Origin of the sequence: Halolamina sp. CBA1230 (assembly GCF_002025255.2) — an archaeon.
Classification (GTDB): domain Archaea; phylum Halobacteriota; class Halobacteria; order Halobacteriales; family Haloferacaceae; genus Halolamina.
The window spans coordinates 1789885-1814346 of record NZ_CP054587.1 but is presented as its reverse complement, the minus strand read 5'-3'; the positions used below and the strand labels follow the sequence as shown (position 1 = coordinate 1814346).

General features: G+C 67.0%; 33 protein-coding genes and 2 tRNA genes. 18 read left to right on the top strand and 17 right to left on the bottom strand.

Annotation, left to right across the window (positions count from 1 at the left end; all coding sequences use genetic code 11):
• Positions 1-391: 391 nt before the first annotated feature.
• On the top strand, positions 392-724 hold the full coding sequence (locus tag B4589_RS09545; protein WP_176330520.1) for a hypothetical protein: 333 nt from the start codon (positions 392-394) through the stop codon (positions 722-724).
• Here the strand turns inward: B4589_RS09545 and B4589_RS09540 are convergent, their stop codons facing one another.
• Both B4589_RS09540 and B4589_RS09535 read right to left on the bottom strand, forming a co-directional pair.
• The gene (locus B4589_RS09540; RefSeq protein ID WP_079234053.1) at positions 725-1126 is read right to left on the bottom strand and encodes a hypothetical protein; all 402 of its coding nucleotides are present in this window, start codon (positions 1124-1126) and stop codon (positions 725-727) included.
• Positions 1126-1389, bottom strand: a complete 264-nt coding sequence (locus B4589_RS09535) for a hypothetical protein (RefSeq protein WP_079234052.1) — start codon at positions 1387-1389, stop codon at positions 1126-1128. The genes B4589_RS09540 and B4589_RS09535 overlap by 1 nt, the downstream gene beginning before the upstream one ends.
• Before the next feature lie 115 nt (positions 1390-1504).
• Between B4589_RS09535 and B4589_RS09530 the strand changes: the two genes are divergently transcribed.
• The 8 genes from B4589_RS09530 (at position 1505) to B4589_RS09495 (ending at position 7610) form a co-directional block, all read left to right on the top strand.
• Complete coding sequence (locus tag B4589_RS09530; RefSeq protein ID WP_143414302.1) at positions 1505-1921, top strand: hypothetical protein; 417 nt, start codon at positions 1505-1507, stop codon at positions 1919-1921.
• Positions 1922-1935: 14 nt separating this feature from the next.
• Complete coding sequence (locus B4589_RS09525; RefSeq protein ID WP_143414301.1) at positions 1936-2484, top strand: hypothetical protein; 549 nt, start codon at positions 1936-1938, stop codon at positions 2482-2484.
• 2 nt (positions 2485-2486) lie between these two features.
• On the top strand, positions 2487-4127 hold the full coding sequence (locus B4589_RS09520) for a hypothetical protein (RefSeq protein WP_143414300.1): 1641 nt from the start codon (positions 2487-2489) through the stop codon (positions 4125-4127).
• Between the two features lie 25 nt (positions 4128-4152).
• Complete coding sequence (locus tag B4589_RS09515; protein ID WP_079234048.1) at positions 4153-4740, top strand: hypothetical protein; 588 nt, start codon at positions 4153-4155, stop codon at positions 4738-4740.
• Complete coding sequence (locus tag B4589_RS09510) at positions 4737-5585, top strand: hypothetical protein (protein WP_079234047.1); 849 nt, start codon at positions 4737-4739, stop codon at positions 5583-5585. The genes B4589_RS09515 and B4589_RS09510 overlap by 4 nt, the downstream gene beginning before the upstream one ends.
• The gene (locus tag B4589_RS09505) at positions 5582-5821 is read left to right on the top strand and encodes a hypothetical protein (protein ID WP_079234046.1); all 240 of its coding nucleotides are present in this window, start codon (positions 5582-5584) and stop codon (positions 5819-5821) included. The genes B4589_RS09510 and B4589_RS09505 overlap by 4 nt, the downstream gene beginning before the upstream one ends.
• Entirely contained in the window at positions 5814-6992 is a 1179-nt protein-coding gene (locus B4589_RS09500) for an ATP-binding protein (RefSeq protein WP_079234045.1), read from the top strand. Before B4589_RS09505 ends, B4589_RS09500 begins: the two co-directional genes overlap by 8 nt.
• Before the next feature lie 198 nt (positions 6993-7190).
• Positions 7191-7610, top strand: a complete 420-nt coding sequence (locus B4589_RS09495; RefSeq protein ID WP_079234044.1) for a hypothetical protein — start codon at positions 7191-7193, stop codon at positions 7608-7610.
• Positions 7611-8019: 409 nt separating this feature from the next.
• Here the strand turns inward: B4589_RS09495 and B4589_RS09490 are convergent, their stop codons facing one another.
• The 9 genes from B4589_RS09490 to cmk form a co-directional block, all read right to left on the bottom strand.
• Complete coding sequence (locus B4589_RS09490; RefSeq protein WP_079234043.1) at positions 8020-9672, bottom strand: MarR family transcriptional regulator; 1653 nt, start codon at positions 9670-9672, stop codon at positions 8020-8022.
• Entirely contained in the window at positions 9669-10001 is a 333-nt protein-coding gene (locus B4589_RS09485; protein WP_079234042.1) for a hypothetical protein, read from the bottom strand. Before B4589_RS09485 ends, B4589_RS09490 begins: the two co-directional genes overlap by 4 nt.
• Positions 9998-10180, bottom strand: coding sequence for a hypothetical protein (locus B4589_RS09480; protein ID WP_079234041.1), 183 nt, complete (start codon positions 10178-10180; stop codon positions 9998-10000). Before B4589_RS09480 ends, B4589_RS09485 begins: the two co-directional genes overlap by 4 nt.
• On the bottom strand, positions 10170-10703 hold the full coding sequence (locus B4589_RS09475) for a hypothetical protein (RefSeq protein WP_079234040.1): 534 nt from the start codon (positions 10701-10703) through the stop codon (positions 10170-10172). The genes B4589_RS09480 and B4589_RS09475 overlap by 11 nt, the downstream gene beginning before the upstream one ends.
• Complete coding sequence (locus B4589_RS09470; protein WP_079234039.1) at positions 10704-11084, bottom strand: hypothetical protein; 381 nt, start codon at positions 11082-11084, stop codon at positions 10704-10706.
• 124 nt (positions 11085-11208) lie between these two features.
• Positions 11209-11472 carry a hypothetical protein gene (locus B4589_RS09465; protein ID WP_079235209.1) on the bottom strand — a complete coding sequence of 88 codons (264 nt, stop codon included), beginning with the start codon at positions 11470-11472 and terminating at the stop codon, positions 11209-11211.
• A gap of 69 nt (positions 11473-11541) precedes the next feature.
• A tRNA-Pro gene (locus B4589_RS09460) sits at positions 11542-11612 on the bottom strand.
• A 197-nt stretch (positions 11613-11809) separates the two neighbouring features.
• On the bottom strand, positions 11810-12706 hold the full coding sequence (locus tag B4589_RS09455; protein WP_079234038.1) for an RNA-guided pseudouridylation complex pseudouridine synthase subunit Cbf5: 897 nt from the start codon (positions 12704-12706) through the stop codon (positions 11810-11812).
• A gap of 2 nt (positions 12707-12708) precedes the next feature.
• Positions 12709-13287, bottom strand: coding sequence for a (d)CMP kinase (gene cmk, locus B4589_RS09450; protein WP_079234037.1), 579 nt, complete (start codon positions 13285-13287; stop codon positions 12709-12711).
• A 110-nt stretch (positions 13288-13397) separates the two neighbouring features.
• Here cmk and B4589_RS09445 point away from each other — a divergent pair, with 110 nt between their 5' ends.
• From B4589_RS09445 to B4589_RS09420, 6 genes are all read left to right on the top strand, one after another.
• Positions 13398-14111: a class I SAM-dependent methyltransferase gene (locus B4589_RS09445; RefSeq protein WP_079234036.1), complete on the top strand. Its 714-nt coding sequence runs from the start codon at positions 13398-13400 to the stop codon at positions 14109-14111.
• 5 nt (positions 14112-14116) lie between these two features.
• Complete coding sequence (locus B4589_RS09440) at positions 14117-14335, top strand: hypothetical protein (protein ID WP_143414299.1); 219 nt, start codon at positions 14117-14119, stop codon at positions 14333-14335.
• Positions 14336-14510: 175 nt separating this feature from the next.
• Positions 14511-15749 (top strand): gephyrin-like molybdotransferase Glp, encoded by a 1239-nt coding sequence (glp, locus tag B4589_RS09435; protein ID WP_079234034.1) that lies wholly within the window; start codon positions 14511-14513, stop codon positions 15747-15749.
• Entirely contained in the window at positions 15746-17638 is a 1893-nt protein-coding gene (locus B4589_RS09430; RefSeq protein ID WP_079234033.1) for a molybdopterin biosynthesis protein, read from the top strand. Before glp ends, B4589_RS09430 begins: the two co-directional genes overlap by 4 nt.
• Positions 17639-17641: 3 nt before the next feature.
• A complete protein-coding gene (locus B4589_RS09425) occupies positions 17642-17896 on the top strand; it encodes a hypothetical protein (protein WP_079234032.1) in 255 nt (84 codons plus the stop codon).
• 37 nt (positions 17897-17933) lie between these two features.
• Complete coding sequence (locus B4589_RS09420; protein WP_079234031.1) at positions 17934-18545, top strand: GDSL-type esterase/lipase family protein; 612 nt, start codon at positions 17934-17936, stop codon at positions 18543-18545.
• Here B4589_RS09420 and B4589_RS09415 read toward each other — a convergent pair.
• The 5 genes from B4589_RS09415 to B4589_RS09395 form a co-directional block, all read right to left on the bottom strand.
• Positions 18542-19186 (bottom strand): HAD family hydrolase, encoded by a 645-nt coding sequence (locus tag B4589_RS09415; protein ID WP_143414298.1) that lies wholly within the window; start codon positions 19184-19186, stop codon positions 18542-18544. The genes B4589_RS09420 and B4589_RS09415 overlap by 4 nt on opposite strands.
• Positions 19187-19232: 46 nt before the next feature.
• The gene (lwrS, locus tag B4589_RS09410) at positions 19233-19628 is read right to left on the bottom strand and encodes an LWR-salt protein (RefSeq protein ID WP_079234029.1); all 396 of its coding nucleotides are present in this window, start codon (positions 19626-19628) and stop codon (positions 19233-19235) included.
• 28 nt (positions 19629-19656) lie between these two features.
• Positions 19657-19932: a 4a-hydroxytetrahydrobiopterin dehydratase gene (locus B4589_RS09405; protein WP_079234028.1), complete on the bottom strand. Its 276-nt coding sequence runs from the start codon at positions 19930-19932 to the stop codon at positions 19657-19659.
• Positions 19933-19973: 41 nt separating this feature from the next.
• Positions 19974-21239, bottom strand: coding sequence for a glutamyl-tRNA reductase (gene hemA / locus B4589_RS09400; protein ID WP_255246066.1), 1266 nt, complete (start codon positions 21237-21239; stop codon positions 19974-19976).
• A gap of 100 nt (positions 21240-21339) precedes the next feature.
• Positions 21340-21738 (bottom strand): DUF5778 family protein, encoded by a 399-nt coding sequence (locus B4589_RS09395; RefSeq protein ID WP_079234026.1) that lies wholly within the window; start codon positions 21736-21738, stop codon positions 21340-21342.
• Between the two features lie 102 nt (positions 21739-21840).
• On the opposite strand from B4589_RS09395, the gene B4589_RS09390 reads away from it, so the two are divergent.
• From B4589_RS09390 to B4589_RS09380, 3 genes are all read left to right on the top strand, one after another.
• Complete coding sequence (locus B4589_RS09390; RefSeq protein WP_079234025.1) at positions 21841-22428, top strand: FxsA family protein; 588 nt, start codon at positions 21841-21843, stop codon at positions 22426-22428.
• An 85-nt stretch (positions 22429-22513) separates the two neighbouring features.
• Positions 22514-22587 (top strand) — tRNA-Ile (locus B4589_RS09385).
• 248 nt (positions 22588-22835) lie between these two features.
• Positions 22836-23327 (top strand): hypothetical protein, encoded by a 492-nt coding sequence (locus B4589_RS09380; RefSeq protein ID WP_143414297.1) that lies wholly within the window; start codon positions 22836-22838, stop codon positions 23325-23327.
• A gap of 31 nt (positions 23328-23358) precedes the next feature.
• On the opposite strand, the gene B4589_RS09375 is transcribed toward B4589_RS09380, so the two are convergent.
• Positions 23359-24378, bottom strand: a complete 1020-nt coding sequence (locus tag B4589_RS09375) for a site-specific integrase (RefSeq protein ID WP_079234024.1) — start codon at positions 24376-24378, stop codon at positions 23359-23361.
• Between the last annotated feature and the right edge of the window lie 84 nt (positions 24379-24462).

Below are 24462 nucleotides of genomic sequence, written 5' to 3'. Positions count from 1 at the left end.
TGGGTTGGTGCCCACCGACCGAGTCGAAAGAATGCCCCGCATTTCCAGGGGCAATTCAGGGGTTGGAACCGAATAGGAAAACTCCGTCGTTCACTTTATCCAGATTGATAGTTCTCTCGCGGAGTCTGTTAACGTGATATGAATCCGGAGGAACCCGGTTCTGGGGCGACTGCACGGGGTCGCGAGCACAGAACACCGCGATCCGGAATGTGACCACGAGCGCGAGCCGGCGCCGATCGGCCGTGGTCACATATCGGCGTCGACGCCCGCGGCGCCGCCCCGATCTCCCCGGCGACCCCACCCGCATCCGGGTGGAGTTTATAACCTCCCCCAGTCCGGGGCAGTTTGAGCTACCCAAACAGACAAGCCATACGGTGGTCGTGGTAACAGTATGGTCTCCCAAGAACCCGATCTCGACGACGTTCCGAACCGCGTCAGCGTCCGCACCGACCCCGACGCGGGGTACGCGACGCGGTACAAGACCCTCCACGACGCGCAACACGCGCTCGACGAGACCTCGAAGACGAAGGCGATCCTCGCGGCGTGCCGGCACGTCGACGCCGACCGCCGCGGGAAGCGCCGGGCGATCGAGTACCTCGCCGACCGACTCCCGCCGAAGGAACTCGCGGAGGTGTGCCGCCGGCTCTCGACGAGTGAGCTTCAGCTGGACGTTGGCTTCGACAGCGCCGAGGAGATGCTCGAGGTCCGCGTCGGCGAGAAGTAGTCAGTCCGCTCCCGGCCGTTCCTCGATCCCGCACTCCTCAGCGAGTACCGGCGAGATCGAGCCGCGGTAGAGCGTCGACGCGTTCTCAGTCTCCGGATTAACCGCGAACACGGTAACGTTCGCACCTTGATACGCCGCACGTGAGATGTTGAGCGACTTCCGAAGCGTCGTCGAGTCGGCGAGGCCGATCGCATCCTTCTGGATGATCGTGACGAGTTCGCCGTCCCCCACCTCGGCATCGACGTTCAGCACGCAGTCCGCGGCGTCACCACTTTCAACGCTCACGTTGGCGGTGGAGTCGATCGCGTTCGTCTCCGGCGAGGAGCCGCCAGCACAGCCGGCGAGAAGTACCACCCCGACAACGCCGAGAGCGACCAGCAGCTTCCCCGTGTTCGTCGCCATCAATCAGCGCTTCGCGGCTGCCCGTACGCATCCTCGTTCAGGATACGCTGCCCGACTAGTCGCTCGATCACCTCGCAATCCTGCGGGTCCGGGAGCGAGCCGTCGTCGGGGATCCGGACCAGGTACGCGCGCTCGCCGAGCCGTTCCACGTCGACCTGCTGCTCGTCGGGCACGTCGCCGTCGTCGAGCACGCGATCTTTACTGAGGTAGTGTCGCGGGATCGTAACCAGTCCGGAACTACCGTCGGTTCTGAGCTTCTGCATGGTCGGGCGCTGACGATGACCCGTGATAAAACTACGGCCGAGCCAGCCTCGGGCTGGCTTACCCCTCGCTGAGCCGAGGTTTAACGGAACCCCGTCGTCCGGGGGCGGTTGTAGTATGTCAGAAACAGAATTCGACCCGGAGGACATCGGGCTATTCGTTCTCGGAGTCCTGTCCGCTGGGGTCATGGTCGGTATCGTCGTCGTTGAAGCGTTCGGCATGAGCATGGGCGACACGTTCTCGATTTCGAACTTCGAGCTCTCGCTCGCCTGGATCGTCACCCTCGGCACCACCGGCGGGATCCTCGTCACGAACAACAACACGGACCTACTCGCCGCTGACGGGGTCGACAAGCTCCAGAACAGCGGTATGGCGGACTACTACGTCTACACGATTCTGGGCTACGTCGGGCTCCTGATCGCGTGGGTGTTCATCCCCGAAGTCTCGGACTTCATCACCAGCCAAGACGTGTACGGGGCGGCGTTCATCGCCATCTCGGCGATCGCTCAGGCTGCTCTCGGCTGGATGTACTGAGGAGGTTCAAGAGCATGTTTTCCAACACTCAACTGAAGACGGCAGGCTCGGGGCTGATGCTCGTGCTGGTCGTCGTCGGGCTGCTGGTCGGCGCGACCGGCGGCGCGATCGCCCAGGAGGGCACCGCGACACCGACGGCGACCGACAGCGGCTCGGGCGTCGAACTCGTGAACAGCACGGTCTCAGTCGACAACGACACCCGGAGCGTCTACGCGGACGTGGCGGCCGGGAACTCGAGCGTGGATCTCACCGTCACGTTCGCCGGCGTCGACGCCGACGGGAACGAAACAGAGCTCGAGGAGCGATCGGTCACGGTCAACGCCAGCGAGGAGCAGCTGGTCGAACGGTCCGACGTGAACACGTCGGCCTACGAGTCGTACCGGGTCATGGTCACAGCGCCGAACCTCAACAGCACCGAAGCGACCGCCGAGGTCGGTAAGGTCGCGGAGGTTGCTGGCGGCGGCGGCGGGTTCGGCATCGGCGGCGGTGCCGGCTCGATCGGGACCGTCGGGATCGTCGTGGTCGTCGCCGGGGCGCTGCTGGTTCTCCGGAGGGACGACTGAGCATGCGCGGGGAGCGAATCGCCGCGCCGCTGCTCGCGTTGCTGATCGTCTTCTCCGGGGCCGGTGGGGCGATCGCTCCCGGAGCATCGCCGGTCGGGACCGCCGAGGCACAGCTGGGCGACGGGTCCGGCGGAGCCTGTACGAGCGCCGACTGGTTCCTGACGTTCGTGACCGGCACCATCTTCACGACCAACTGCAAGACGGCCGGCGACGTTTCGGAGGCGTGGAACGAAACCGACGCGAAGCAGACGCGGACGCAGATCCACTCGCAGGCCGGCCAACTCAGCGCGGGTAACGAGCAGTTCTTGACCGCGATGAGCAACTCGGTGACGGACAGCGACACGATCGCGTTTTCCAAAGGAGAGGCTGCCGCGGTCGAGGTGCTCGCGGACGGAGGGAACGTCTCAGAGGCTCAAGCGGCTGCTAACGAAACCACCGAGGATCATTACACCGTAAAACAAACGAATCTTGTTGATCGTAGAGATGTTGCTGTTGAGACTGTTGTAACTCTCAACCAGCGCGCTGAAAACACAACAGAAGTAAACTCTGATTTCGTTACGATCGGAGGCCCCGGAGACTTCGCCGATGAATTCGATTCTTCTCCTGATAGTGATAGCATACTTACATCAACTACCACAACCATTGATGGGGGAGCATCCGATTCTGTCACGCTTCTGAATGGTACTACTGTAACTTCTAAATCGTTGATTGTGTCGGCGGACGTTTATGATGGTGGTAGTGTTTGGTCGGAACAAACTATTGAATTTGGATTAAATAATCTTAGTTTCATAGAGAAAGGAAACTGGGATAGCTTTCAGAATTACCGACTTAGCGCTGATGGCGGTCACGTTGTTGTTGATCGTGTTAAAGTCCGGCCTGCTGATAACCTTAGTACCAGATTAGCTATAGATCTTCAGAGATTCGATGAGCAATTCGGTCAGATTGAATCTAAATCTGAAGAGACCAAACAGGAGCTATCCGTCTATATCGAGCAATCCCTCGGGCCGGCCGTCGAGAACGGTAACCTCGACGCTCAGTCCTACGTGAGTCCGGCGACCCTCGCGCAGGAGTACGCGCAGAGCTACAACGGCACGGAGTCGTACATCCGGGCGACGGCGATCGCCGCCTACTCCGGGATGGACACGCCCTCGCTCGAGGAGACGGGGAGCATGACCATCTCCTACAACGGGACGACCTACGAGGGGCTGCTGCTCTCGCAGGAGGCTCCGTCGGGCGGCTGGCAGTCCGGAGAGACCTACGATCCGGCGCTGCTCTCCGGGCTCCAGATGTTCGCCGTCGCCGGAGAGTCGGGCGAGATCGTCACGCTCGATCAAGCGTTCACCGTCGACGTGATCACCGGCACCGACGGCGAGCAGATCGATCGGGCGACGACGGTCAACGTCACGTACGAAACGAGCAACGCCTCGGCCAACTACACCGCGCTCCAGGAACAGATCCGCTCGCTGAACGAGCAGATCGAGGAGCGGCAGGCACAGGCGACGGGCGGCGGATCGGACGTCGAGACCAACGACGGGCTGATCACGAAGATCGCGACGGCGCTCGGGGTCGGGACCGGGGTGGTCCTCCTCGTCGCGGCCGGCGCCGTCGTGCTGATCGCCCGGGTCTATCTGCCTGATTCGTAGCGACCAACACCCCATTTTTGTGACCATGACCGAGAACTCAGAAGCCGACGGCGAAGGAATCGAACGGCGAGCAGTCCTGACGGCGCTCGCTGGAGCAACAGCGCTCGGGTCGGTCGGGACCGCGACGGCCCAGGAGAACTCGAGCACGCCGACCGCGACCGAGGAGGAGAGCGACACGGTGGCGATCGAACTCGGGTCGGTCCGGATCAAGTCGTGGAAGCACACGGGCGAGGAGTTCCGGATCACCTTCGGCGCGGACTACCCGTCCGCGATCAAGATCACCGACACGGGGGCGATGATGGGCGCGATGACGGAGGGGTCCGGCTCGGGGATCACCGAGATCCCGACGCGCGGCGCGACCGTGAAGGACGGCATGACCATGACCTACGCGGCCGAGGAGTTCGACGACGCCTACGCGATCGCGGTCGCGAGCAGCGAGGCGGCGGCGCTCATCCGGACCGATAGCGTCGACGCCGGGAGCACGTCGATCAAGCTACAGACGGCGATGATGGGCGGGCTCGGCGCGGCGGTCGGCGCGGGCGGACTCAGCTACAAGCGCGGGAAGGAAGCGCTCGAGGAAGACGACGAACCGAAAGCCGAGAGAGTGCTATGAGCCTGCGAGACACGATAACGGAGGGGATCTTCGACAACCTCCGGACGCTGATAATCGTGGGCGTGGCCTACGTCGTGCTCGCGAACCAGGGCTACGCGCCGCCACTCACCGCGCCAAACATCCCGGCCTGGTGGCCGTTTCCGGTCGTGATCGCCGGCGGCGCCGGGCTGGTCGCGTGGGTGGTCGGCGGCAAGATCGCCGACCTCGTGCCGTCGCCGGACGGCCACTACGTGATCGCCCAGGAGGGCGGCGACGAGCAGGGTGGCGAGGTTTGGGAGCTCAACGACGCCGCCTGGGAGCAGATGAACATCGTGCGCGGCGAACTCTACTCGTGGACGAAGTCGCCGAAGGACGCCCACGAGGTGCGGATCTACAACGACTCGACGAACACGAGCGTCGCGAACTGGCGCGGCACGGAGTCGGCCAAGGTCGCTTCGGAGATGCTCGCCCAGCCGACGGTGAAGGAGGCGATGGAGAACATCCGGGAGCTCCGCGACGAGTACGAGCGGGCGGCTCGGGAAGGCGACTACATCAAGCGGAACATCGGCGGGATGCTCCGGAAGCTGGACAAGCGCCGGGCGAAGGACTACAACGCGGCGCTTCAGGGTGTGGTCGCTCCCTCGCTGAACGAGGGCGACAGCTACGAGGAGATCATCGACGACATCCTGCCGGACGACGTGAAGCCGGACCACCTGACGACCGACGCCGACAGCGAGGAGTCGGACCCGACCGAGGAGCACGGCAGCGAGATGGGCTTCGCCGTGCTCGAGGACGGTGAGGAGATCGACCCGATGCCGGAGTACGACGCCACCGAGGCGGCGACTGACGGAGGGACCAACCGATGAACCCAGACCGGACGATAGAGGCGACGAATCGGGAGGTAACAGCAAAGTTTGTCGGGTCGGTGGCAGTCACGGCGCTGGGAATCGGCGGGATGAAGGTGCTCCCAGAGTCCACGGTCGCGGGAGTGCTCGGGTTCGTCGGGCTGGGGGCGCTGTTGGTCGGGATTCCGTGGATGCAGGAGGCGATCGGCCGAACGCTGCTGTGGAAGAACACGCGGGGGTATCACGCCGATGAGTAAGGGCGGCGACTCCTCGGTCTACGCCGCGGCCCAGGGCCGGGAGTTCCTCCGCGACGAGCTCCAGGGCAAGAGCAACGAGTTCATCCGAGAGTTCGCGGGGCTCGTCGACGATCCCGAGGTTCTGGATCTACTCAACTACTACTGCTCGCTCTGGCGCGACGAACCGGAGGACTTCCTCGAGATTCCGATCGGAAGGGAGATTCTTCAGAACGCCGCGACCCGGACCACCGACCGAGCGTTCCGGGACGGCAACGTGAGCCAGCTGCAAGGGATGGTCGGGCTCACGAACCAGAACGGCGACGGGCAGGACTTGATCGGTCGCGCTGCCAAGTCGCTCACGAACGAGGGGGCGATCGGGCTCGTGCTCGGTCCGCCCGGCGCGGGGAAGACGGCGCTGACGCTGGACGTGGCGCGGGCGTGGGGCGCACGGACCGGCGGGCTGATAATCTCAAACACCGACTGGGAAGGGGCCGATAAGGTGGTGAACTCCGACATGGAGATGCTCGAGGCCATGGCGGAGTACGACGGGCCGGTTCTCGCGCTGATAGACGAAACAGCACAGGAACTCTCTGGATACGGAACGGAGTCGAAGAAGGCCGAAGCGTTCGCGAACGCGCTGACGTTCGTGAGGAAGGCGGAGGAGGACCACGGCCCATACGCGAAGAAGGGCTCGGTGCTCATGGTCAACCACACGCGGATGCGAACGGCGGCGTCGTTCCGGCGGCTGGCTACCTTCGCGCTCGAGAAGCCGAGCAGGGACGACCCGAGCACGGTCCGCTATATCGAGACCGAGGGCGGACAGGACGATCTCGACAGCGCCGACGAACAGACCTATCAGGGAGTTACCGACAGTCGGGAGAAGTACGCCGAGCATGAAGCCTCGAGCTTCGAGATAACGCTGCACGAGGACGACAGTGAGGGCGACGACGTGGACCCGGACGACGCGGCGGAGTCGGCGGAGTGGGAAGCACAGGCTCGGACGGCGATCCAAGCCTACCAACCGTGGGACGACGACGCCGGGATGAGCTACCGGGAAATCAGCAAGGACGGGCGCGAACTCGTCGGATACGGCAAAGGCTGGGTGTCGGATCGAGTTCTGGAGTGGCGCGATGGACAGCACCGGGATCTGGTGCCGGACCCGACGGACACCGGAGAAGGGGATTCTGAATGAGGGCGTCGGGGTACATCGTGTCCGTCCACGGCCACACCCCCCACCGCCCATACCTATCTATTGACGGGTGCGCTGGGCAGGTGTGCGCCGGACACCCGGGGGTACCGACCCGCGTTTTTCGTCGAAATCGGCCGATCGCGCGAGAAGGGCCGAGGTCATGGGTCAAAAGGTGGGGTGAAGCGGGGTGTTCTCTTGACCATGACCGAGACAGAGGCGATCGGGATACTGCTCACCTCCCCCGAGTGGTTTCACCCCTCCTACACAATCCACCCGATTACGTACGTCCTCGCGGCCGGGTATCTCGCGTGGGACTGGTGGATCAATACCGAGGAGGAGGAACCGGACGAGTGGACTCCGGAGGGATCGGCAGCGGCCTACTCCCGCGGCGAGATCTCCCGCGACGAACACGCGCGCCGATCGGCGGCGGCGATCGAGGCGGGCGAGGAGTTCCGTGCCGCTCTCGAGCGCGTCGACGGCGTGGGGCCGTCGCTCTCGGGGCCGATCCGGGCGGAGTTCCCCGGTGAGGAGTTCGTCCGCGGTGCGACCCAGGAGGAGCTTGCCGAGGTTCACGGCGTGGGGGAGAGCAAGGCGGCGGCGCTGAAAGAGCGGTTCAGTTAGAGCTGCTGGTTCCCTGAGAAAACAGCCCGGAGAAGCTCCGAGCCTCCGCACCTGACCATTTGGTCGTATCGCATCCGGTGCGATAATTGTTTCCCTGCCGGCTGAATTTTTCGCGCGCCCACAGGGGGCGGGGGGCGCTATCGCGCCCCCGCTTCGCTTGCGCTCGCGGTGGCGGAGGTGGTGGTCCCTTGGATAGGTGGCCTTAGCCACACGCCTAAGAGCAAACCGAACCCCTGGGGTGAGGTTCGCTCGCGCCGTCGGCGCCGATCGACGCTTCGGACCGGTCGGAGAGTTCCACAAGAAACGGAGGTTACCCCTCAAACGCCCGGATATCGCCGGTTCTGAGGGGTGATGGAGAGCGTCGCCACTGTCCCGACCGGGCCGCTCACCGGCCCGATCGGGAGGCGATTCAGTTCAGGATGTTCGATACGCTGAAGCTGCGGTGACCTCGCTTCGGGTCGGTCCACTCGACTTTCCCGGCGAGGAACTTCGCGCGATCGTGGCCGGCGTCGCACCAGAGAGCGAGCCCGTCACGGAGTTTCACCCGAACGGACTGGAACCCGTTCCGGCCGGTTCGGGGCATCTCGCCCATCCGGATCTTCTCGATCGCGTCGCCGCGGCTGTCGACCTCGACGCCGTAGCGTTCGCACCAGGAGCGGAGCGCGGCGGCGGTCTTCTCGACACCTCGCTCGGCGTCGAGGAGTGCCTGCCCCGTCACGTCCGCTAGGCGCTGGCTGGCGTCGCGCATCTGCTGCACGGCCGACTGGACCATCTCGGCGACGTAGGGGCTACGCAGGCCCACCTCGCCGTACTCGCGGTCGAACACGTCCTCCATGCGTCGGAGGGCTCGGCGAACGCTGCCGACGTGGCGACCGTGCTGCTCGGCGATATCTGCGGGGCTGACCTTCCCGCCGTCGGTGACGAGAGTATCCAGCGCCTCGAGTTCGACGGGCGAGAAACCGCCGTTCTTGGTGAGCTCCCGAACGACGATGTTCTCCTGCTCGTTCTTGATCCGGGAGAGGTTCAGCTCGGGCGGATCGTCGAACTCGCCCATCTCGGCGGCGAAGTACGCGTCCGACACGAAGGGACCGCCGTCAGCGCCGGGCTGTCGCGTCACGTCCGCGTCGTCGAGCACGGAGTGTAGGGTTCGGTCAAGCTCACGCTGGAGCTCGTCGAGATCGTCGAGCGGAACCGAGGAGTCCCAACGAGAAACCTGATAGCTCACCCCGACCTTCGGGTGTCGGAGCGGGTTGTCGGGATCGATCGCCAGCGCCTCCCGAGCGCGGTAGTGCTTGACCTCTACGGGGGCGGAGTGGCTGGGGAACGCCTCTTGCACGCGCTTCGGCCCCAGTGTGGCGGTGTGGTAGTGGCCGGGGACCTTCTGCCCGTGGTCGTCGGTGTCGTTCTGAACGACCTTACGATACCCCTCGCGATCGTTCTCCAACAGGTGGCCCATCTGGGCGATCGGGCCGTCTCGAGCGTGGACCGGGCCGCTGGCGTCCTCGTGGACGCGAACGTACCGCTCGCCGTCCTGAACCGTGCTCGAGGAGTGGTAGTCGCGGAAGTGAGTCGGGTTGATATCGAGCGCCTTCGCGGCGGCTCGGAGGAGACCGAGGTAGCGGTGAGCGTCGACGTTCGATCCGCTCAGCCGGACGCTGACTCCCTCGGTGATCTCGTCGGGGATCGAGAGTTCGAAGGTGTCGCCGTCGTCGGTCTCGACCTCCATACCCTGCCAGCGCGGGCGGATGTGGGCGTTGAACCCCTGTAGACCCACGTCGTCCTCGTCGGAGTGACGGTTGATCGCGATACGGTACTCGCGGACGTTTTCGAACTCCCACGTCGTGCCGGTGGGGAGCTGGTAGCCGGGGTCAACGATCCCCGACTCCTGGTAATAGAGCTTCGCGGTCCAGCGCTCGCCGCGGGCAGTGAACTCGACCCGCGGAGCCTCGTCGCCGACGCGATCGTTGAAGCGGCGGTGGGCAGCGAAGTGCGGCTCGAGCCCGTCGGCGAAGTTCACCTCGGCGGTGAACTCGTGCCAGGTGGGGGCGACACGTTCGCTCACGCCAGCAACACCCCCACGACGTAGGTATTCCGGGCGGCGACGGCCGCGCCCCAGACGGCGAGGCTGGCGGGAACGGCGATACGGAACTCCTCGGGAGCGACGGCCCAGATGGACCCGAGCACGGCGAGCGTGGCCGCTTTGAGGATGAGCATCGCCGGGACGACGCCGAGGGCGTGGAACAGCGCCAGCGCCACGGGAGATTTTTCGACGGCCCCGAGTTGGAGCCCGGCGGCGGTGGTGAGCACGTCGCCGACGACGAAGGTGGCGAGTACGGCGAGCCACGCCGGACGCTCGAGGCGGTGGACCCCGGCGGTAGGTGTGTCGCTCATACGTTGGCCCCCCGCATCCCTTTCGTTCGGAGCGTGGCCGTCTGTTCGTCGTCAAACCCGCAGTTCAGGCACTTGAACGCGGTAATCGTGTGGTTGACGTAGGCCATCTGAGTCCGGTCGGACTGGCAACTCGGGCAGGTTCCGCGTTCGACAGCCACCGTGTCGTCGTCACTCGGCACCGGGACCACCTCCGAGTTCTTCGACAGTCGGAGCCAGCGAAGTGATCGACCAGGGGAGCCGCGACATGGTGCCCTCGGTGCGGTCGACCTCGAGCCACCGGTCGGCGAGCACGGAGTCGACGACCGTCGCCGGAGCGATCGCGACGGCGAGCACGCGACGATCGGCGGCGGTGCCGTCGTCGTCGTAGACGGTGAGCGCGTAGAACGCTCCCCGGTCGACCAGAACGCCGTGCTGCCCATCGTCGCGGCCCTTGAAGTTCCACCGACCGGAGCGGGGCCGTGCACCGGTGGTCCGCTTGCACGCCTTGATCTCGACGTGGCACCCGGACTCAGCCAGCGGAGCACCGGCGAACACGACCGGGAACGGTGCGTCCACGTCGGGCGCGAGAACGCCCGAGACCTCGGCGTCGTGATGGGCGTCGTCGCGAGTGACCGCCTTGAGCGGGAGCGCGTCGCAGACCAGCCGCTCCACGTCGGTACCGATCGCTTTCGCTTCCGCGAGCGCCCGGTTCTCGGTGGACATCTAGACCACCGCCTCCTCGGCGTTCTTCGCTTCGCGGATCCCGGCTTCGAGCACGTCGGGGTCCGGTTCCTCACCGTTGGCCGCGTCGTGGAGCTCGAGCACCGCGGCGCGGACGAACACCACCGGGTCGGCGATCCCGTCGAGGCGGCTCCGAGTGTTGAACCACTCGACGGTCCCGCAGCCCTTGCACGCCTGTTCGAACGAGCCGATGTACCGCGGATCGCGGACTGCCTCGTGCTTGACCCGGACCGTCTGACAGCCACAGCACACCGCGTCGACGGGCACGCGGATCTTCGAGCAGCGCTCCGGGTCGATCGGGAGCGCACCGCGGAAGAAGTTGCGGGCGCGGGTGAGCGCCGACTGTTCGCTCTCGAGGCTCAACGCGCCTCACCCCTGAAGCGCGAGAAGTGTTCCGGACGGTCCCACGGCTTGACCGTGGCCCCGCCACCGCCGAACGCCCACACGGTTGCTCCGTGGACGTGTTCGCGGGCGATCGAGGCGGTGCTCAAAGCCCGTCACCCCCTGCCTGACCGCCGTCGGTGGCCGCGACGCGCGACCCTCGGTTTCGGCACTCCTGCTCGGCAGGATCGGGGTAGGAGACGGTCTTCCCGGCCGCAGTCCCCGCTTGAAGTCGCGGGGTGCTATCGCAGGCAAGACAGCGGTGGGCGACGTTCTGTTCGTCGCCGAGGGTTCGCCGGAAGTCGGCGCTGACGTGGGCGCCGCAGAACCGGCACTCCGAATGGGACGCCTCGGTTTCGAGAGGCGTCATAGCGCCCCCCGATCGGCCGCCGTCGGGTGGCACTTCCGCTCCGTCCCATGGAACGTTTCAGAAAGGTGATGGGACCGCCGAGATTCGAACTCAGGTCCTACCGACCCCATCGGCAGAGGATACCACTACCCTACGGTCCCGCAGGTAGAGACAACGCCGTCCGGCAGTTAAGCACTTCGCTTCGTTCCCCGTTCGCTGACGCGACGACGAGGAGCGCGGAGCCCTGTTCGGCATCCTACGGCGCCATCAGTTCGCCGGACGCCGCGCTCGCGGTGTCGATGTCCGTGTCCGAACTGCGGCGGGGCGGGAAGAAGCTACAGCCGGGTCGGGCGGGGCGTCAGGCCAGTACGCGCTCCAGCGACACCACTTCGCCCGACTCCGCGTCGGGATCGCCGACCAGTTTCCCGAGACAGACCGCGCTGCCGTCGGGCGTGTAGCACGCGAGCAGGTCGTCGTCGCCCGGATCGAGCGCTGCGGCGTCGTCGTCGAGGTCGACGACCCCCGGCGCGTAGACGGGCGCGCCGTCGGCCACTGCCACCGCGGCGCTGCGGGCGATCGTGATCGCCGGCAGATGCGCCATCGCGCGCTCGGCGGGGGAGACCACCTTGCGGAGGAACGCCTCGTGATCGTCTTTGCGCGCCCACGCGAGGCCGTCCGCGAGATCCTGCAGCGTCCGGAGGTCGGTGTCGTCGAACGGGCCGGTCGCGGTGCGCCGCAGGTCGCCCATATGCCCGCCGGTGCCCAGCGCGAGGCCGAGATCGTGACAGAGCTTCCGGACGTACGTGCCGCTCTCACACCGGATCCGGAGCAGCGCCTGCCGGTCCTCCAGTTCCAGCAGGTCGAGTTCGTAGATCTCCCGGGAGCGCAGGCGGCGCGCGACCGCGCTCTTCCGGGGCGGCTTCTGGTAGATCTCCGTTTCGAACTCCGCGAGCGTGGCCTCGACGTCGGTCGGCGGGAGCCCGTGGAGTTCGAGCACGGCGATGTACTCCTTCCCGCCTTCGAGGAACACCGGAGCGAGCCGGGTCGCGTCGCCGAGCATCGTCGGCAGACAGCCCGTCACCTTCGGGTCGAGCGTGCCCGCGTGGGCCGCGCGGTCGACGCCCGCGAGGTCGCGAACCCACGCCGCCACCTGGTGGGCCGAGGGGCCGGCTGGCTTGTCGAGGTTGACGACGCCGAACGAGAGCAGTTCCTCGACGGCACGCTCGCCCGGCGGGTCGCGGAGTGGGTCGGTCACGGTCAGAACTCGTAGCGGACGCCCTCGACCGGCTGTTTCCCCTCGTCCTGTTCGGGATCGTACCGCTCGACGGCGGCGGTGAGCAGGTCCGGGACGGTCGTCTCGCCCCAGCGTGCGGTGTTGAACACCGCGTCGTAGATCGTGAGATCGTCGATGTCGATGTCGTAGAGGTCGGCGTAGCGCTTGGCCTCGCTCTGCTCGCGGCGTTCGGTGGTCGCACGGGCCTCTGCGACGGTCTTCGCCTCGCGCTCGGCGATGCGCTCGGCGCGCACGTCCAGCGGGGCGTCCAACCAGAACCGCAGATCCGCGTGTTCCGCGGCGAGCCAGCCCGCGAGCCGGGACTCCAGCAGCACGTCGTCCTGCGTGCCCGCGATGGTGCGCAGCCGTCGGTCGAGGTCCTTGTCGATCTGTTCTTCCTCCTCGGCGAGTTCGTTGAACTCGACGGGGGTGTAGCCGCGCTCGTCGGCCAGTTCGCGGAAGATGTCCCCTCCGGAGATGTGGTCGAGGTCGAAACGGTCGGCGAGAAGTTCGGCGTTCGTGCTCTTCCCGCTGCCCGGCGGGCCGGAGACGGTGAGTAACATAGCGACACTCGCGCGTAGAGGGCCAAAATCGTTGCCGTTCGTCCCCGTCCCTGTGGGTGCGCGTCACGCTCGCCCGCCAGCGCTTTCCACCCCCGACCCAACCACCGGCCATGGAGGTCCCCGATTCCGTCGCCGCCGCCCTCTCGGACCGCGACGTCGCCGGAACGACCTGTCTCGAAGCCGGTGCCGGCGTCGGCAACGCCACCGCGGGCCTGCTCGATGCGGGCGCCGAGCAGGTCTACGCGGTTACGGACCGCGCGGACCACGCCGAGGGGGTCCGCGAGCGGTTCGCGGGCGACGACCGCGTGGAACTGATCGAGGCCGACCTGCGCGAGATCCCGCTCCCCGACGACAGCGTCGAGGTCGTCACCGCCCACGCGCTGTTCAACGTTCTCCCCGCCGACGCCACAGCGCCGATTGCGGCCGAACTCACCCGCGTCGCCGCGCCGGGCGCGACGCTGGTCGTCGACGACTACGACCCGATGCCGCCGAACTCCGCGGTCCGACAGCTGTTCGGCGTCGAGAACGCCGCCGCCGAACTGGCGAACGCCCGGCCCGCGCTGGCGTTCTACCCCGCCGACGCGCTGCGGCGGCTGTTCGGCGGCCACGGCTGGGCGCACGACCGCACGCAGTCGATCCTCGAACCGGTGCCGTGGACCGAGAGCCACCTGACCGCCCACGTCGCCGAAGTGCGCGGGCACGCCGGCTCGCTGCCCGACGCGCTCGGCAAACCGCTCGTGACCGAGGCCGAGCGGCTGGCGAAGACAACGGGCAGCAGCGACGAGGGCCGGATGTACAGCGTGGCGATGGAACTGGCGGTGTGAGTTCGATGCGACCTAACACCCAGCGAGCCGTCGGTGGCGTGCTGGTGCTGCTCGGCGTCGGTGAAGCGGCGTCGATGGCCCTCGGTCGGTCGCTGCTGTGGCGGGCGTTCTGCGGCCCGGCACCGCCGGGGGCGACCGCCGACTGCCTCGTTCCCGACGCGGTACGGGTCGTCGTGCTGCTGGGGGCGCTCGTCGGCGTCGGCCTGCTCGCCAGGGCCGGCTGAGTCCGTCTCTACCGACCGCGGCGTGGCTCCGTGCGCGAGGCCGACGCCTCGCGCTGTCGCACGGGCGACCCACGCGTCGCCCGTACGGCCTGCGGGACCGAAGGTCCCGCTCTGGTCGCTCGCCGTGGTCCGTCGTTGCCCCCCTTTTTCACCACGGGCCCGTTACCCTCCGACAATGAGTACCGACCGGAAGCAGTCCGGCTTCAAGCAACGAACGCGGGTCGACGACGCCCTCGCAGCGCTCAGAGACGCCGTCGATCCCCACGGCCGCGCGGCGGAGGTCCCGCTCGCCGAGGCCGACGGGCGCACGCTCGCGGCGACGATGACCGCGCCCGCGAACGTCCCCGCGGCGCCGGAGGCGGCGATGGACGGCTACGCCGTGCAGGCCAGCGACACGTTCGGCGCCTCCGACCGTTCGCCGGAGATCCTGCGTACCGTCGACGCGGAACCGACCGAAGAGGACGTCGGCCCGGGCGAAGCGATCCGAGTCCATACGGGAAGCGCACTCCCCGAGGGCGCGGACGCCGTGGTGATGATCGAACAGGCCGACCCGGTCGCCGACGAGGTCGAGATCTTCGACGCCGTCGCCGAGAACGAGAACGTCGCCCCCGCCGGCGAGGACGTCGAGGAAGGCCAGCAGCTCTACGACCCTGGCCACGTCCTGCGACCCTCCGACCTGGGGCTGCTGAAGTCCGTCGGCTACACCGAGGTGCCCGTCTTCGAACAGCCGGAGGTGACGGTGATCCCGACCGGCGACGAACTCGTGCAGGCGGACCCCGGCCCCGGCGAGACCATCGAGACCAACGGCCTCACCGTCGCGCGGTTCGTCGAACGCTGGGGCGGGGACGCCACCGAACTCGACCCCGTTCCCGACGACGAGGAGCAGCTGAAGGCGGCGATCCGCTCGGGGCTCGACGGCGAACTCGTCGTGACCTCCGGGGGCTCCTCCGTGGGTGAACGCGATCTGCTGCCCGAAGTGCTCGAAGATCTGGGCGAGATCGTCGTCCACGGCGTCGCGCTCAAACCCGGCCACCCGTTCGGCTTCGCGGTCTGTGAGGGGACGCCCGTGCTGATGCTGCCGGGCTACCCCGTCGCGACGATCGTCAACGCCGTGCAGTTCCTCCGGCCCGCGATCAAGCGCGCGATGGACGCGCCGCTGCCGCCGCACCCGACGACCGAGGCGCGGCTGGATCGGAAGATCGCCAGCGAGCCCGGCGTTCGAACGTTCGCCAGGGTTCGGCTGGAGGAGCGCCCGGACGAACCCCTGCCGGCCGCGATCCCGACTCGCGTGTCGGGCTCTGGTGTGCTGTCGAGCGTCGCGCTCGCCGACGGCTGGGTCGTCGTCGACGAGGCCGCGGAGGGGGTCGACGCGGGTGACACCGTTGCGGTTCAGGACTGGGAGGCGAACCGATGAGCGACCGCAAGGAGTTCCGCGACCTCGCCGAACCCACGAAGGCCCACGACGCCATCGCGTCGCTGGACCTCGAACCCGAACCGGAGACCGTCCCGCTCGCGGACGCTCGCGGGCGGGTGCTCGCCGAGCGCGTGGACGCCGACCTCGACGTGCCGGGGTTCGACCGCGCGTCGATGGACGGCTACGCGGTCCGGGCGGGCGACACGTTCGGCGCCGACGAGGTCGACCCCGCGACACTCGACCTGGTGGGCGAGGTCCACGCCGGCAGCGAGCCCGACGTGTTCGTGGACGAGGGCGAGTGCGCCGAGATCTCGACCGGCGCGGTGATGCCCGACGGCGCCGACGCGGTGGTGATGGTCGAGCGGACCGACGAGCTCGGCACCGAGACGATCGAGATCCGCACCTCGGTCGCGCCCGGGGACAACGTGATGCCCGCCGGCGCCGACATCGCCGCCGGCCAGCGCGCGCTCGGCCCCGGCACCGAACTCACGCCGCGCGAGATCGGCCTGCTCTCGGCGCTCGGGAAAGACGAAGTCGAGGTCCGCGGGAAACCGACGGTCGGCATCGTCTCCACCGGCGACGAGCTGGTCCGGCCCGGGGGGGATCTCGACAGCGACGCCGGGGAGATCTACGACGTGAACAGCTACACGATCGCCGCCGGCGTCGAGGAGGCGGGCGGCGAGGCGGCGCTCTACCCCCACGCCGGCGACGACATGGACGCGATGGAGGACGCGCTCACGACCGCCGCCGAGGAGTGCGATCTGGTGCTCTCCTCCGGCTCCACCTCCGCGTCGGCGGTCGACGTGATCTACCGCGTGATCGAGGAGCGCGGCGACCTCCTGCTCCACGGCGTCGCCGTGAAGCCGGGCAAGCCGATGCTGATCGGCCGGCTCGCGGAGAGCGCCTACGTCGGCCTGCCGGGCTACCCCGTCTCGGCGCTCACCATCTTCCGGACGTTCGTCGCGCCGGCGATCCGCCGGGCTGCGGGCGTGCCGGAGCCCAGAACGGCGACCGTCGACGGGACGCTCGCCGCGGAGGAGCGCTACAGCGAGGGCCGCATGCGCCTGATGCCGGTCGGGCTGGTCGAGAACGAGGCCGGCGAGACGCTGGTCTACCCCGTCGACAAGGGGTCGGGCGCGACCACCAGCCTCGTCGAGGCCGACGGGATCGTCGAGGTCGACGCCGACACCGAGTACCTCGCCGCGGGCGAGGACGTGACGGTGACGCTGTTCTCGCCGGACGTCCGCACCCCCGCGGTGCTCGCGTTCGGCGAGGACGACCCCGCGTTCTCCCGCTTGCTCGACCGACTCGGATCGAGTCGGTTCCTCCCCGTCGGCTCCCGCGAGGGGCTGCGACGCCTGCGTGACGGGCTGCCCGATGCGGCCGTCGTCGCGGGGCCGGTCCGCCGCGAGGTCGAATCGGTCGAACTCGGCGCGTGGGAGCGCGAGTGGGGGCTGATCGTCCCCGAGGGCAACCCCGACGGCGTCGAGGGGTTCGCAACGTTAGTCGACGGCGACCTGCGCTTCGTCAACCTCGACACGGCGACCGGTCTCAGGGCGAGCGCCGACGCCGAACTGGAGCGGCTGGCCGCCGCCCGCGATACGGACGCCGCGGACCTCCAGTCCGCCATCGACGGCTACGGGTTCACGCTCAAGGCCCACGAGAGCCCCGCGCGGCGCGTGCTCGCCGGGAAAGCCGACGCCGGCCTGGGACTGCGCGCGGCCGCCGAGAAACTCGGGCTGGGATTCGTCCCGGTCGATACGGAGACCGTCCGGGTCCGGGCCAACCCCGAGCGCGTCGAGAAGCAGGGTGTTCGGGACCTCGAAGCCGTGCTGGCCGGCGTCGACGAGGTGCTCGCGGAGCTCCCCGGGTTCGCGCCCACGGAGTAGTCGATGACGCCGCTCGACCTGCTGCTCGTCGGCCTGCTCGTCGTCATCTGTGCGGCGATGGGTCGCGACGCGGCCCGGACCGGGTGGAGCCCACGGTACCTCCTCGGCTCGGCGCTGGTGCTCGGCGGCCTCGTGGGGACGTTCTTCCTCGACGACCTGACCGCCGCGCCGCTGCCCGGATGGACCGAGTTCGTCTTCGCCGTTCTGCTGCTGGTCGGGTTCGTCCTCCAGTGGTCCGGGCGGGAGGCGGAGCCGTGAGGGAAAGCGCTTCGACGGCGCCGACGCTGGCTCGGGTATGACCGCGGACACGCCGGCACGGGTCCTCGCACTCGGCGACTCCTACACGATCGGCACCGGCGTCGACGAGGACGAACGCTGGGTGACGAAGCTTGCCGAGCGACTCCGCGAGGAGGGCGAGACCGTCGCCGATCCGGTCGTGATCGCCGAGAACGGCTGGACGACCGACGATCTGGACGAAGCCATTGATCGGCGAAATCCGGAGGGACCGTTCGATCTCGTGACCCTCCTGATCGGCGCGAACAACTGCTTCCAGGGCGAGTCACCCGGGACGTTCGAACCGAAGTTTCGGGCGCTGCTCGATCGGGCGCTGGGGTTCGCCGAGGACCCCGACTCGGTGGTCGTGCTGACCGTCCCGGACTACACGCTCACGCCGGTCGGCCAGGCGAACGACCCCGAGGCGCACGCGCAGCGACTGGAACGGTACAACGAGACGATCCGCGAGGCCGCGTCGACGACGGGAACGCGACTGGTCGACGTGGTGCCGCCGTCGAAGCGTGTTGCGGAGACCGAGTCGCTCGTCGCCGGCGACGACCTTCACCCTGCACCCGATCAGCACGACCTGTGGCTGGAGCGGATCTACCCGGTCGCCGCGGCGGCGCTGGATTAGTTCTGGAGGACGCTCTCGTCGAGGTCGGTGAACTGCTCGACGCGGTGGTCCGCGAGCACGCACTGCCCCCGGCGTTCGGGACCGTGACGCTCGACGTGGACCGCGTCGAGGCCGGCGTTCCACGCGGCGCCGACGTCGCTCGGGCCGTCGCCGGCCAGCACGCCCGCGCCGTCGTCGACGCCGAGTCGGTCCATCGTGTGGTGGACCGGTTCGGGGTCGGGCTTCCAGCCGAGGTCGTCCGAGCAGGTGACGAACGCGTCGAACCGCGAGCGCAGGTCGAGCTCGTCGACGACCTGGTCCGCGAGGAACGGGGCGCAGTGGGTGACGACGCCGACCGGGACGCCCGCGTCGTCGAGCTCGTCGAGCAGCGCTGCGGCGTCGTCGTGGACGTACGTCGCCTCCGCGCGGGCCTCGGGGTCCTCGGCCTCGTGGAGCGCGGGCCAGAACGTGCCGGGGTCGAGCCCCATCGCCTGGAGCTTCTCGCTTCGAGGGCCGCCGAGGCCGTGCCAGAGCGTCTCCACCTCGTCGTCGGTGAACTCTCGGCCCAGCCGGTCGCCGACCGCCTCGAACGTCTCGTGGCGGTAGCGCGGCTCCACGTCGACGATCGTGCCGTCGAGGTCGAGGAGCCAGAACTCGTACATGGGGACGTGCGTAGCCGATGCGGGGGTAAGTGCTTTTCTCCCCGACTCAGACCGCCTCGGCATCGACGACGTGCACCGACGAGCCGAGGTACTGGTGGAGCACCTCGTCGACCGTCTCGGCGTTGAACCGCGAGAGGTCGCGTTCGATCTCCGCCCGGAGCGCGTCGAGGTACGCCTCGTCGGCACGCAGTTCCGCGAACGACAGCGAGACCACTTCCACGTCGAGCCAATCGCTCACCACATCGCGCAGCGGCGCCTCGTCGCCGATCTCGCCGTGCCAGAGCCGGTCGCGGAAGAACAGCCAGTCGATCCGCTCCGGGCCGGGTTCGACCCCCGGCGCGGGCGCGAACAGCCGGAGCGTGGTCTCGAAGCGGTTCGGGTCGAGCGCGACGCCCTCGGCGGGGAGGCGGAACGCCGCCTCGAACACGTAGGCGGCCTTCATCCCTCCGAGCGGCGCGTGATCGACGCCATCAGTACTCGCCGTCGCAGTAGTCCGCGAGCCGGAGGTCCTTCTCGGTGATCCCGCCGGCGTCGTGGGTGGTGAACCGCACCTCGACCTCGTCGTAGCGCAGGACGACCTCGGGGTGGTGGAACTCCTCGTCGGCGATGTCGGCCACGTCGTTCACGAACCTGACGGCGCTGCCGTAGTCGTCGAACTCGTAGACGCGGACGATCTCGTCGCCGTCGCGCTCCCAGTCCTCGGGCAGTCGGCGCTCTACTTCCTCGTCGTCGAGTGTCTCCGTCATGTATCGGAGGTACGGGCCCGCGGAGGAAAAGCTTCTGTCGGTTACTCGCCGGTCGCCTCGTCGGCCGCGTCGGCAGCCCCCTCGACGTCGACGACGTCGGTAGTCGGGTCGAACAGCTCCATCGCGGTCTGGATGGTGGTCCAGTCGTCCTGCCCGGCGGCCTCCCGCAGGCTCTCGGTCGGCGGCGCGAGCAGTTGGGAGACCAGCGAGTCAGCCAGCGCCTCCACGGTCTCGCGCTGGTCCTCGTTCAGGTCGCCCTGGGCCTCGAGCTTGGTGAGCGCGCGGTCGAGCTCGCGGCTCTTCATCCGCTCGGCGCCTTCGTACATGCCGCGGATCGCCTCGTCGGCGCGGGCGCGCTTGAACGAGGAGAGCAGGCGGTCGTGCTCCTCGTCGATCATCGCCTCGACCTGCCGGGCGGCCGCGCGGCGGTTCTCGTGGGCCTGCTCGGTGACCGCCTCCAAGTCGTCGATGTCGTGGACGACGACGCCGTCGATCTCGGCAGCCGCCGGGTCGATATCCCGCGGGCGAGCGATGTCGACACAGACCGCGTCGGCACCCTCGAGATCGTCGGCCGTCAACACCGGCTCGTCGGCGCCGGTGGCGGCGACGACGACCGAGGCGTCCTGGGCCGCGGCGGGCGCCTCGTGGAGCCCGACCGCCTCGGCGTCGACGCTCACGTCCTCGGCGACGTGTTCGGCGTTGGGCAGCGTGCGGTTGGCGACGACGAGTTCGTCGACGCCGGCGCCGTCGAACGCCCGGGCCGCGAGCGTCCCCATCTCGCCGGCGCCGAGCACCAGCGCGGTCGCGTCGTCGAGGTCGGCCTCACGGCCGGCGAGCTCGACCGCGGCCGACCCCATCGAGACGGTCCCCTCGTTGATCGCGGTCTCGGTGCGGGCGCGCTCGCCCACGTGGATCGCCTTCAGCAGCGACTCCTCGAGTACGGGCCCGAGCGTGCCGTCCTCGCGGGCGCGTTCGAGCGCGTCCTTCACTTGGCCGATGATCTGGTCCTCCCCCAGCACCAGCGACTCCAGCCCGCTCGCGACCCGCATCAGGTGGCGGATCGCGTCCTCGTGGTTGAGACGGCTGACGGCACCCTCACGGACTTCCGGCGCGAAATCCGAGAGCGCGTCTTGGCCCTTCGAGGCGCTGTCGGTGACGACGTACGCCTCCGCGCGGTTGCAGGTGGCGAGCACGACGCTCTCGGAAACGCCCGGCCGGGCGGCGAGTCGCTGGGCCGCGGCGCTCTCGTCGTCGGGCGCCGCCGACTCCACCTCCTCGACGGTCGCGAGCGTGTGGGAGACGCTCACGCCAGTGATCACTCCGGTCACGGGTCTCTCAGCGGGATTTACCTCGGTACTCGGTAAAAGGTTCCGGATACGGCGTGGGGGTGAGCCGAACGCGTTCGGCTTAGGGGACGAGCGTGACCCGGTCGATGTGGTCGAGCGAGTCGAGGTCGTCGGCTAGCGCCTCCTGGTCGACGCCGGCCTCGTAGTAGAACACCAGGTCGAACGTCCCCTCGCGGAGGAGCTGCTGGCACTCCCAGACGAACTCGTCGTCGGCGACGGTGTTCCCCTGGAACTGGTTCGAGGCGAACTCCTCGGTGTCGTTGCCGGCGTAGATGTAGCTCTCACCCTTGCCGGCGTGCTCGGCGATCACGTCGTTGATCGCGACGGTGAGCTCGTGCATCTCCAGATCCTCCTCGCCGCCGAGGGTCGTGTGAACGATGCAGCCGACGAGGTCGATCTCGCCGGGTTCGAGCAGTCGCTTGGCCCGCTGGTAGAGGTCGTCGTCGACGGCGTCGGCCATGCTCGCACTCGGTCCGGCGGGGGTTTACGGGTGGCGGTTTCCCGCAGTTGCCGGCCGGAACTACGCGAAAGGGCTATCCGGACGCCGCGGGAACTGTGGGTGATGCGAACCCGGTACGCCATCGCGGCGCTGCTGCTGATCCCGCTGGCCGACGCCTTCCTACTGGTGCTCATCGGCAACGAGATCGGGCTCGTTCCGACCGTGTTGCTGGTGGTGCTCACCGGGCTGATCGGGATGCTCCTCGTCCGCGCGGAGGGACGGCACACGCTCGCACGGATCCAGGAGAAGGCCGCACGCGGGGAGCCGCCGACGGACGAACTGCTGGACGGCGCCCTGCTGATCGCCGCCGGCGCGTTCCTGCTCACGCCCGGCGTCGTCACGGACGCGCTGGGCTTTCTGCTCACCATCCCCCCGACGCGCTACCCGATCCGGGTCCTGCTGAAGAAGTACGTGGTCGTGCCGAAACTCGACGAGGAGACGGGCGGGTTCGTCACCGGCGGCGTCTGGACCAGCGGGTTCCCGAACGACGGCGACGGCGCGGGCAGTCCGTTCCAGCGCGACGGTGACGGCGGCCCGTTCGACGGCGGGAACGCCGGCCCGTTCGACGGGACGGTGAACGATCAGTCGGAGGACGACGACGTGTACGATGTCGACGCGGACTCCTACCGCACCAAAGACGACGGCGAGTGAGGCGGCGGAATCGGCCGCGGGCGCCGCGGTCGGCGAAGAGAAAGCCTTAACAGATACGCCGGCCAACTGGGGAATGCGCTCACCTGGGCCAATAGCTCAGTTAGGTTGAGCGCTCGGCTGATAACCGGGAGGTCCACGGTTCAAATCCGTGTTGGCCCACCTACAACGTCCACGGTCTTTGGCCGTGACGTGTTAGGGGCTGATTCCTCCCCAGCCACCTAACTTCGTCTCTACTTCACTTGAGAGAAACATCCATTTTCGGTTAGCTTCGACTGCACTCCTCCCGCCCCTTATCGGTGCCCTCCGATTAGGATTGCTGGAATCAGCTATCAACGAGGTGTATGAGATACGACGAGAAACCCAGATACATCCAGACAATTTTGTAGTAGTCCTTATATTTCGATTATATGACTGACGAGGACCAAGACGCCACCGAAAATGAAGAAGAGCACACAGGACGGCCAAGTTGGATGAGTAGTCGTGTCGGTCATATGCCGGGCGGCCCACAACCTCTTGAAAACGAGAATATCCCTGATTGGGCATGGGAAAGCCCAGAATATTGGTATGCGAGGTATGTGGAAATTGAGAAAGCCTATCGAGACCTTGCCCAGATGAATCAACAACAGAACTGGCAAAGTGGTACTACCGCAATGTCCCTTGCTCACGAGGTTAGCGAAAACGAAGATTTGCTTGACGAAATTCTCGGGTTGTCCGGTATCGCAGTATCTATCGCAACGGTTTTGTTCGCGTTACGTGGGGGAGGGCACATTTCTATCTCCCCCGGTGTTATTCTCGGTATTTCATTTGCGGGGATGGTCCTTGCACAACGAATACAACTCCCAGAAGCATTAGGGAAAGTAAAGGAAATTATTACTCCTCCATACAGTTCAGATTGTTGAATTATAGAAACGTGATTGATTGTTGTAGATATTATAGATTGTCCAAGTAATCACGTCGCTGTTCAGCCTTCTCTTGCTCACCCCGCCGGTCGTAGTGCTTCTCCAGAACGTCGAGACTCACGTTCATCCGGTCGCTGACAATCTTCTCCGGCACATCCCCGGACAAGTGGTGGGTAATCGAGCCTCGGCGAATCGCGTGAGGACTGACACTCGATGGGCAGGTACTCGCCTTGTTTCGGTCCATTGCCTCACAAGAGTCAATCTCGCGGTCGTGTGGACACTCACCTGTGTACTGGCAAGGACGGGTTATCCGGTAGATGCTGTCTCGGAGTGAGGACTTCGCCGGTCGTCCAGAACGAGAGGTGAACAGCGGCTTGCGGTCGTGGTCATCGGCGACCTTATCGCGGCTGTACTTGAGATACGCATCCAGCGCGTCACATACCTCGGGACTCAAAGAGACGTATCGCTCACCTGCCTCCTTGTTCTTCAGCCGGGTGTCTGTCTCAGGACGGTGACGAAGCTCGACATACTGCTCCTCAGGGTCGTAATCTCCTACGTCGAGGCCGTGGGCGGCTCCGATTCGCATTCCTGTATGCCACAGTAGCTCCACGAGAGCGTGCGTTCGAGTGGAGAACTCGAACTTCCGGAGGTGATTGATGAGCTGTTCCGCCGCGCCCTTATGGAGGAGTACCGTTCGTCGGTCCTCGTTTCTATCCAGCGACGGCATCAGAATCTTCTCGTACGTACCGGGTGCAACGGCGTCGATGGTCTCACACCACTTGATGAACACCCGGAGCGTCGATAGCTGCGTAACCATCGTGACATTGTTGAGGTCGCCGTCGTCGCGCCGCCACATTTTGAATCGCTGGAGGTCGCGGCCCGTCACGTCGTTCATGTTGTCTATCTCCGCGACTGTGTCGGTCCACTCAACGAAGTGTTTGAGCCTGTAGTGATGCGCTTGGATGGTGGATTCGGAGACTTCCTGCTTCCGCTGTTCAAGGTACAATTCCTTCGCTTCGGCCGGCTGGATAGGTTCGAGTACGTCGTTCATGCTTCTCCGAACCTCGGGGCGCTCGTTGAGCCGGCTCCGACTGGGGAGCGTGCTTGGGGCAACCGGATTTGCGTTGCGGGCCGG

What these genes read in the sequence shown, in the direction of transcription:
- B4589_RS09515 (WP_079234048.1), top strand. Translation starts at nt 4,153, where the DNA reads ATGACCGAGAACTCAGAAGCCGACGGCGAAGGAATCGAACGGCGAGCA.
- B4589_RS09380 (WP_143414297.1), top strand. Translation starts at nt 22,836, where the DNA reads ATGACTGACGAGGACCAAGACGCCACCGAAAATGAAGAAGAGCACACA.
- B4589_RS09440 (WP_143414299.1), top strand. Translation starts at nt 14,117, where the DNA reads ATGCGACCTAACACCCAGCGAGCCGTCGGTGGCGTGCTGGTGCTGCTC.
- lwrS (WP_079234029.1), bottom strand. Translation starts at nt 19,628, where the DNA reads ATGAAGGCCGCCTACGTGTTCGAGGCGGCGTTCCGCCTCCCCGCCGAG.
- cmk (WP_079234037.1), bottom strand. Translation starts at nt 13,287, where the DNA reads ATGTTACTCACCGTCTCCGGCCCGCCGGGCAGCGGGAAGAGCACGAAC.
- B4589_RS09475 (WP_079234040.1), bottom strand. Translation starts at nt 10,703, where the DNA reads ATGTCCACCGAGAACCGGGCGCTCGCGGAAGCGAAAGCGATCGGTACC.
- B4589_RS09425 (WP_079234032.1), top strand. Translation starts at nt 17,642, where the DNA reads ATGACGCCGCTCGACCTGCTGCTCGTCGGCCTGCTCGTCGTCATCTGT.
- glp (WP_079234034.1), top strand. Translation starts at nt 14,511, where the DNA reads ATGAGTACCGACCGGAAGCAGTCCGGCTTCAAGCAACGAACGCGGGTC.
- B4589_RS09485 (WP_079234042.1), bottom strand. Translation starts at nt 10,001, where the DNA reads ATGAGCGACACACCTACCGCCGGGGTCCACCGCCTCGAGCGTCCGGCG.
- B4589_RS09395 (WP_079234026.1), bottom strand. Translation starts at nt 21,738, where the DNA reads ATGGCCGACGCCGTCGACGACGACCTCTACCAGCGGGCCAAGCGACTG.
- B4589_RS09495 (WP_079234044.1), top strand. Translation starts at nt 7,191, where the DNA reads ATGACCGAGACAGAGGCGATCGGGATACTGCTCACCTCCCCCGAGTGG.
- B4589_RS09535 (WP_079234052.1), bottom strand. Translation starts at nt 1,389, where the DNA reads ATGCAGAAGCTCAGAACCGACGGTAGTTCCGGACTGGTTACGATCCCG.
- B4589_RS09530 (WP_143414302.1), top strand. Translation starts at nt 1,505, where the DNA reads ATGTCAGAAACAGAATTCGACCCGGAGGACATCGGGCTATTCGTTCTC.
- B4589_RS09520 (WP_143414300.1), top strand. Translation starts at nt 2,487, where the DNA reads ATGCGCGGGGAGCGAATCGCCGCGCCGCTGCTCGCGTTGCTGATCGTC.
- B4589_RS09390 (WP_079234025.1), top strand. Translation starts at nt 21,841, where the DNA reads ATGCGAACCCGGTACGCCATCGCGGCGCTGCTGCTGATCCCGCTGGCC.
- B4589_RS09415 (WP_143414298.1), bottom strand. Translation starts at nt 19,186, where the DNA reads ATGTACGAGTTCTGGCTCCTCGACCTCGACGGCACGATCGTCGACGTG.
- B4589_RS09430 (WP_079234033.1), top strand. Translation starts at nt 15,746, where the DNA reads ATGAGCGACCGCAAGGAGTTCCGCGACCTCGCCGAACCCACGAAGGCC.
- B4589_RS09375 (WP_079234024.1), bottom strand. Translation starts at nt 24,378, where the DNA reads ATGAACGACGTACTCGAACCTATCCAGCCGGCCGAAGCGAAGGAATTG.
- B4589_RS09540 (WP_079234053.1), bottom strand. Translation starts at nt 1,126, where the DNA reads ATGGCGACGAACACGGGGAAGCTGCTGGTCGCTCTCGGCGTTGTCGGG.
- B4589_RS09505 (WP_079234046.1), top strand. Translation starts at nt 5,582, where the DNA reads ATGAACCCAGACCGGACGATAGAGGCGACGAATCGGGAGGTAACAGCA.
- B4589_RS09525 (WP_143414301.1), top strand. Translation starts at nt 1,936, where the DNA reads ATGTTTTCCAACACTCAACTGAAGACGGCAGGCTCGGGGCTGATGCTC.
- B4589_RS09445 (WP_079234036.1), top strand. Translation starts at nt 13,398, where the DNA reads ATGGAGGTCCCCGATTCCGTCGCCGCCGCCCTCTCGGACCGCGACGTC.
- B4589_RS09510 (WP_079234047.1), top strand. Translation starts at nt 4,737, where the DNA reads ATGAGCCTGCGAGACACGATAACGGAGGGGATCTTCGACAACCTCCGG.
- B4589_RS09545 (WP_176330520.1), top strand. Translation starts at nt 392, where the DNA reads ATGGTCTCCCAAGAACCCGATCTCGACGACGTTCCGAACCGCGTCAGC.
- B4589_RS09500 (WP_079234045.1), top strand. Translation starts at nt 5,814, where the DNA reads ATGAGTAAGGGCGGCGACTCCTCGGTCTACGCCGCGGCCCAGGGCCGG.
- B4589_RS09465 (WP_079235209.1), bottom strand. Translation starts at nt 11,472, where the DNA reads ATGACGCCTCTCGAAACCGAGGCGTCCCATTCGGAGTGCCGGTTCTGC.
- B4589_RS09405 (WP_079234028.1), bottom strand. Translation starts at nt 19,932, where the DNA reads ATGACGGAGACACTCGACGACGAGGAAGTAGAGCGCCGACTGCCCGAG.
- B4589_RS09420 (WP_079234031.1), top strand. Translation starts at nt 17,934, where the DNA reads ATGACCGCGGACACGCCGGCACGGGTCCTCGCACTCGGCGACTCCTAC.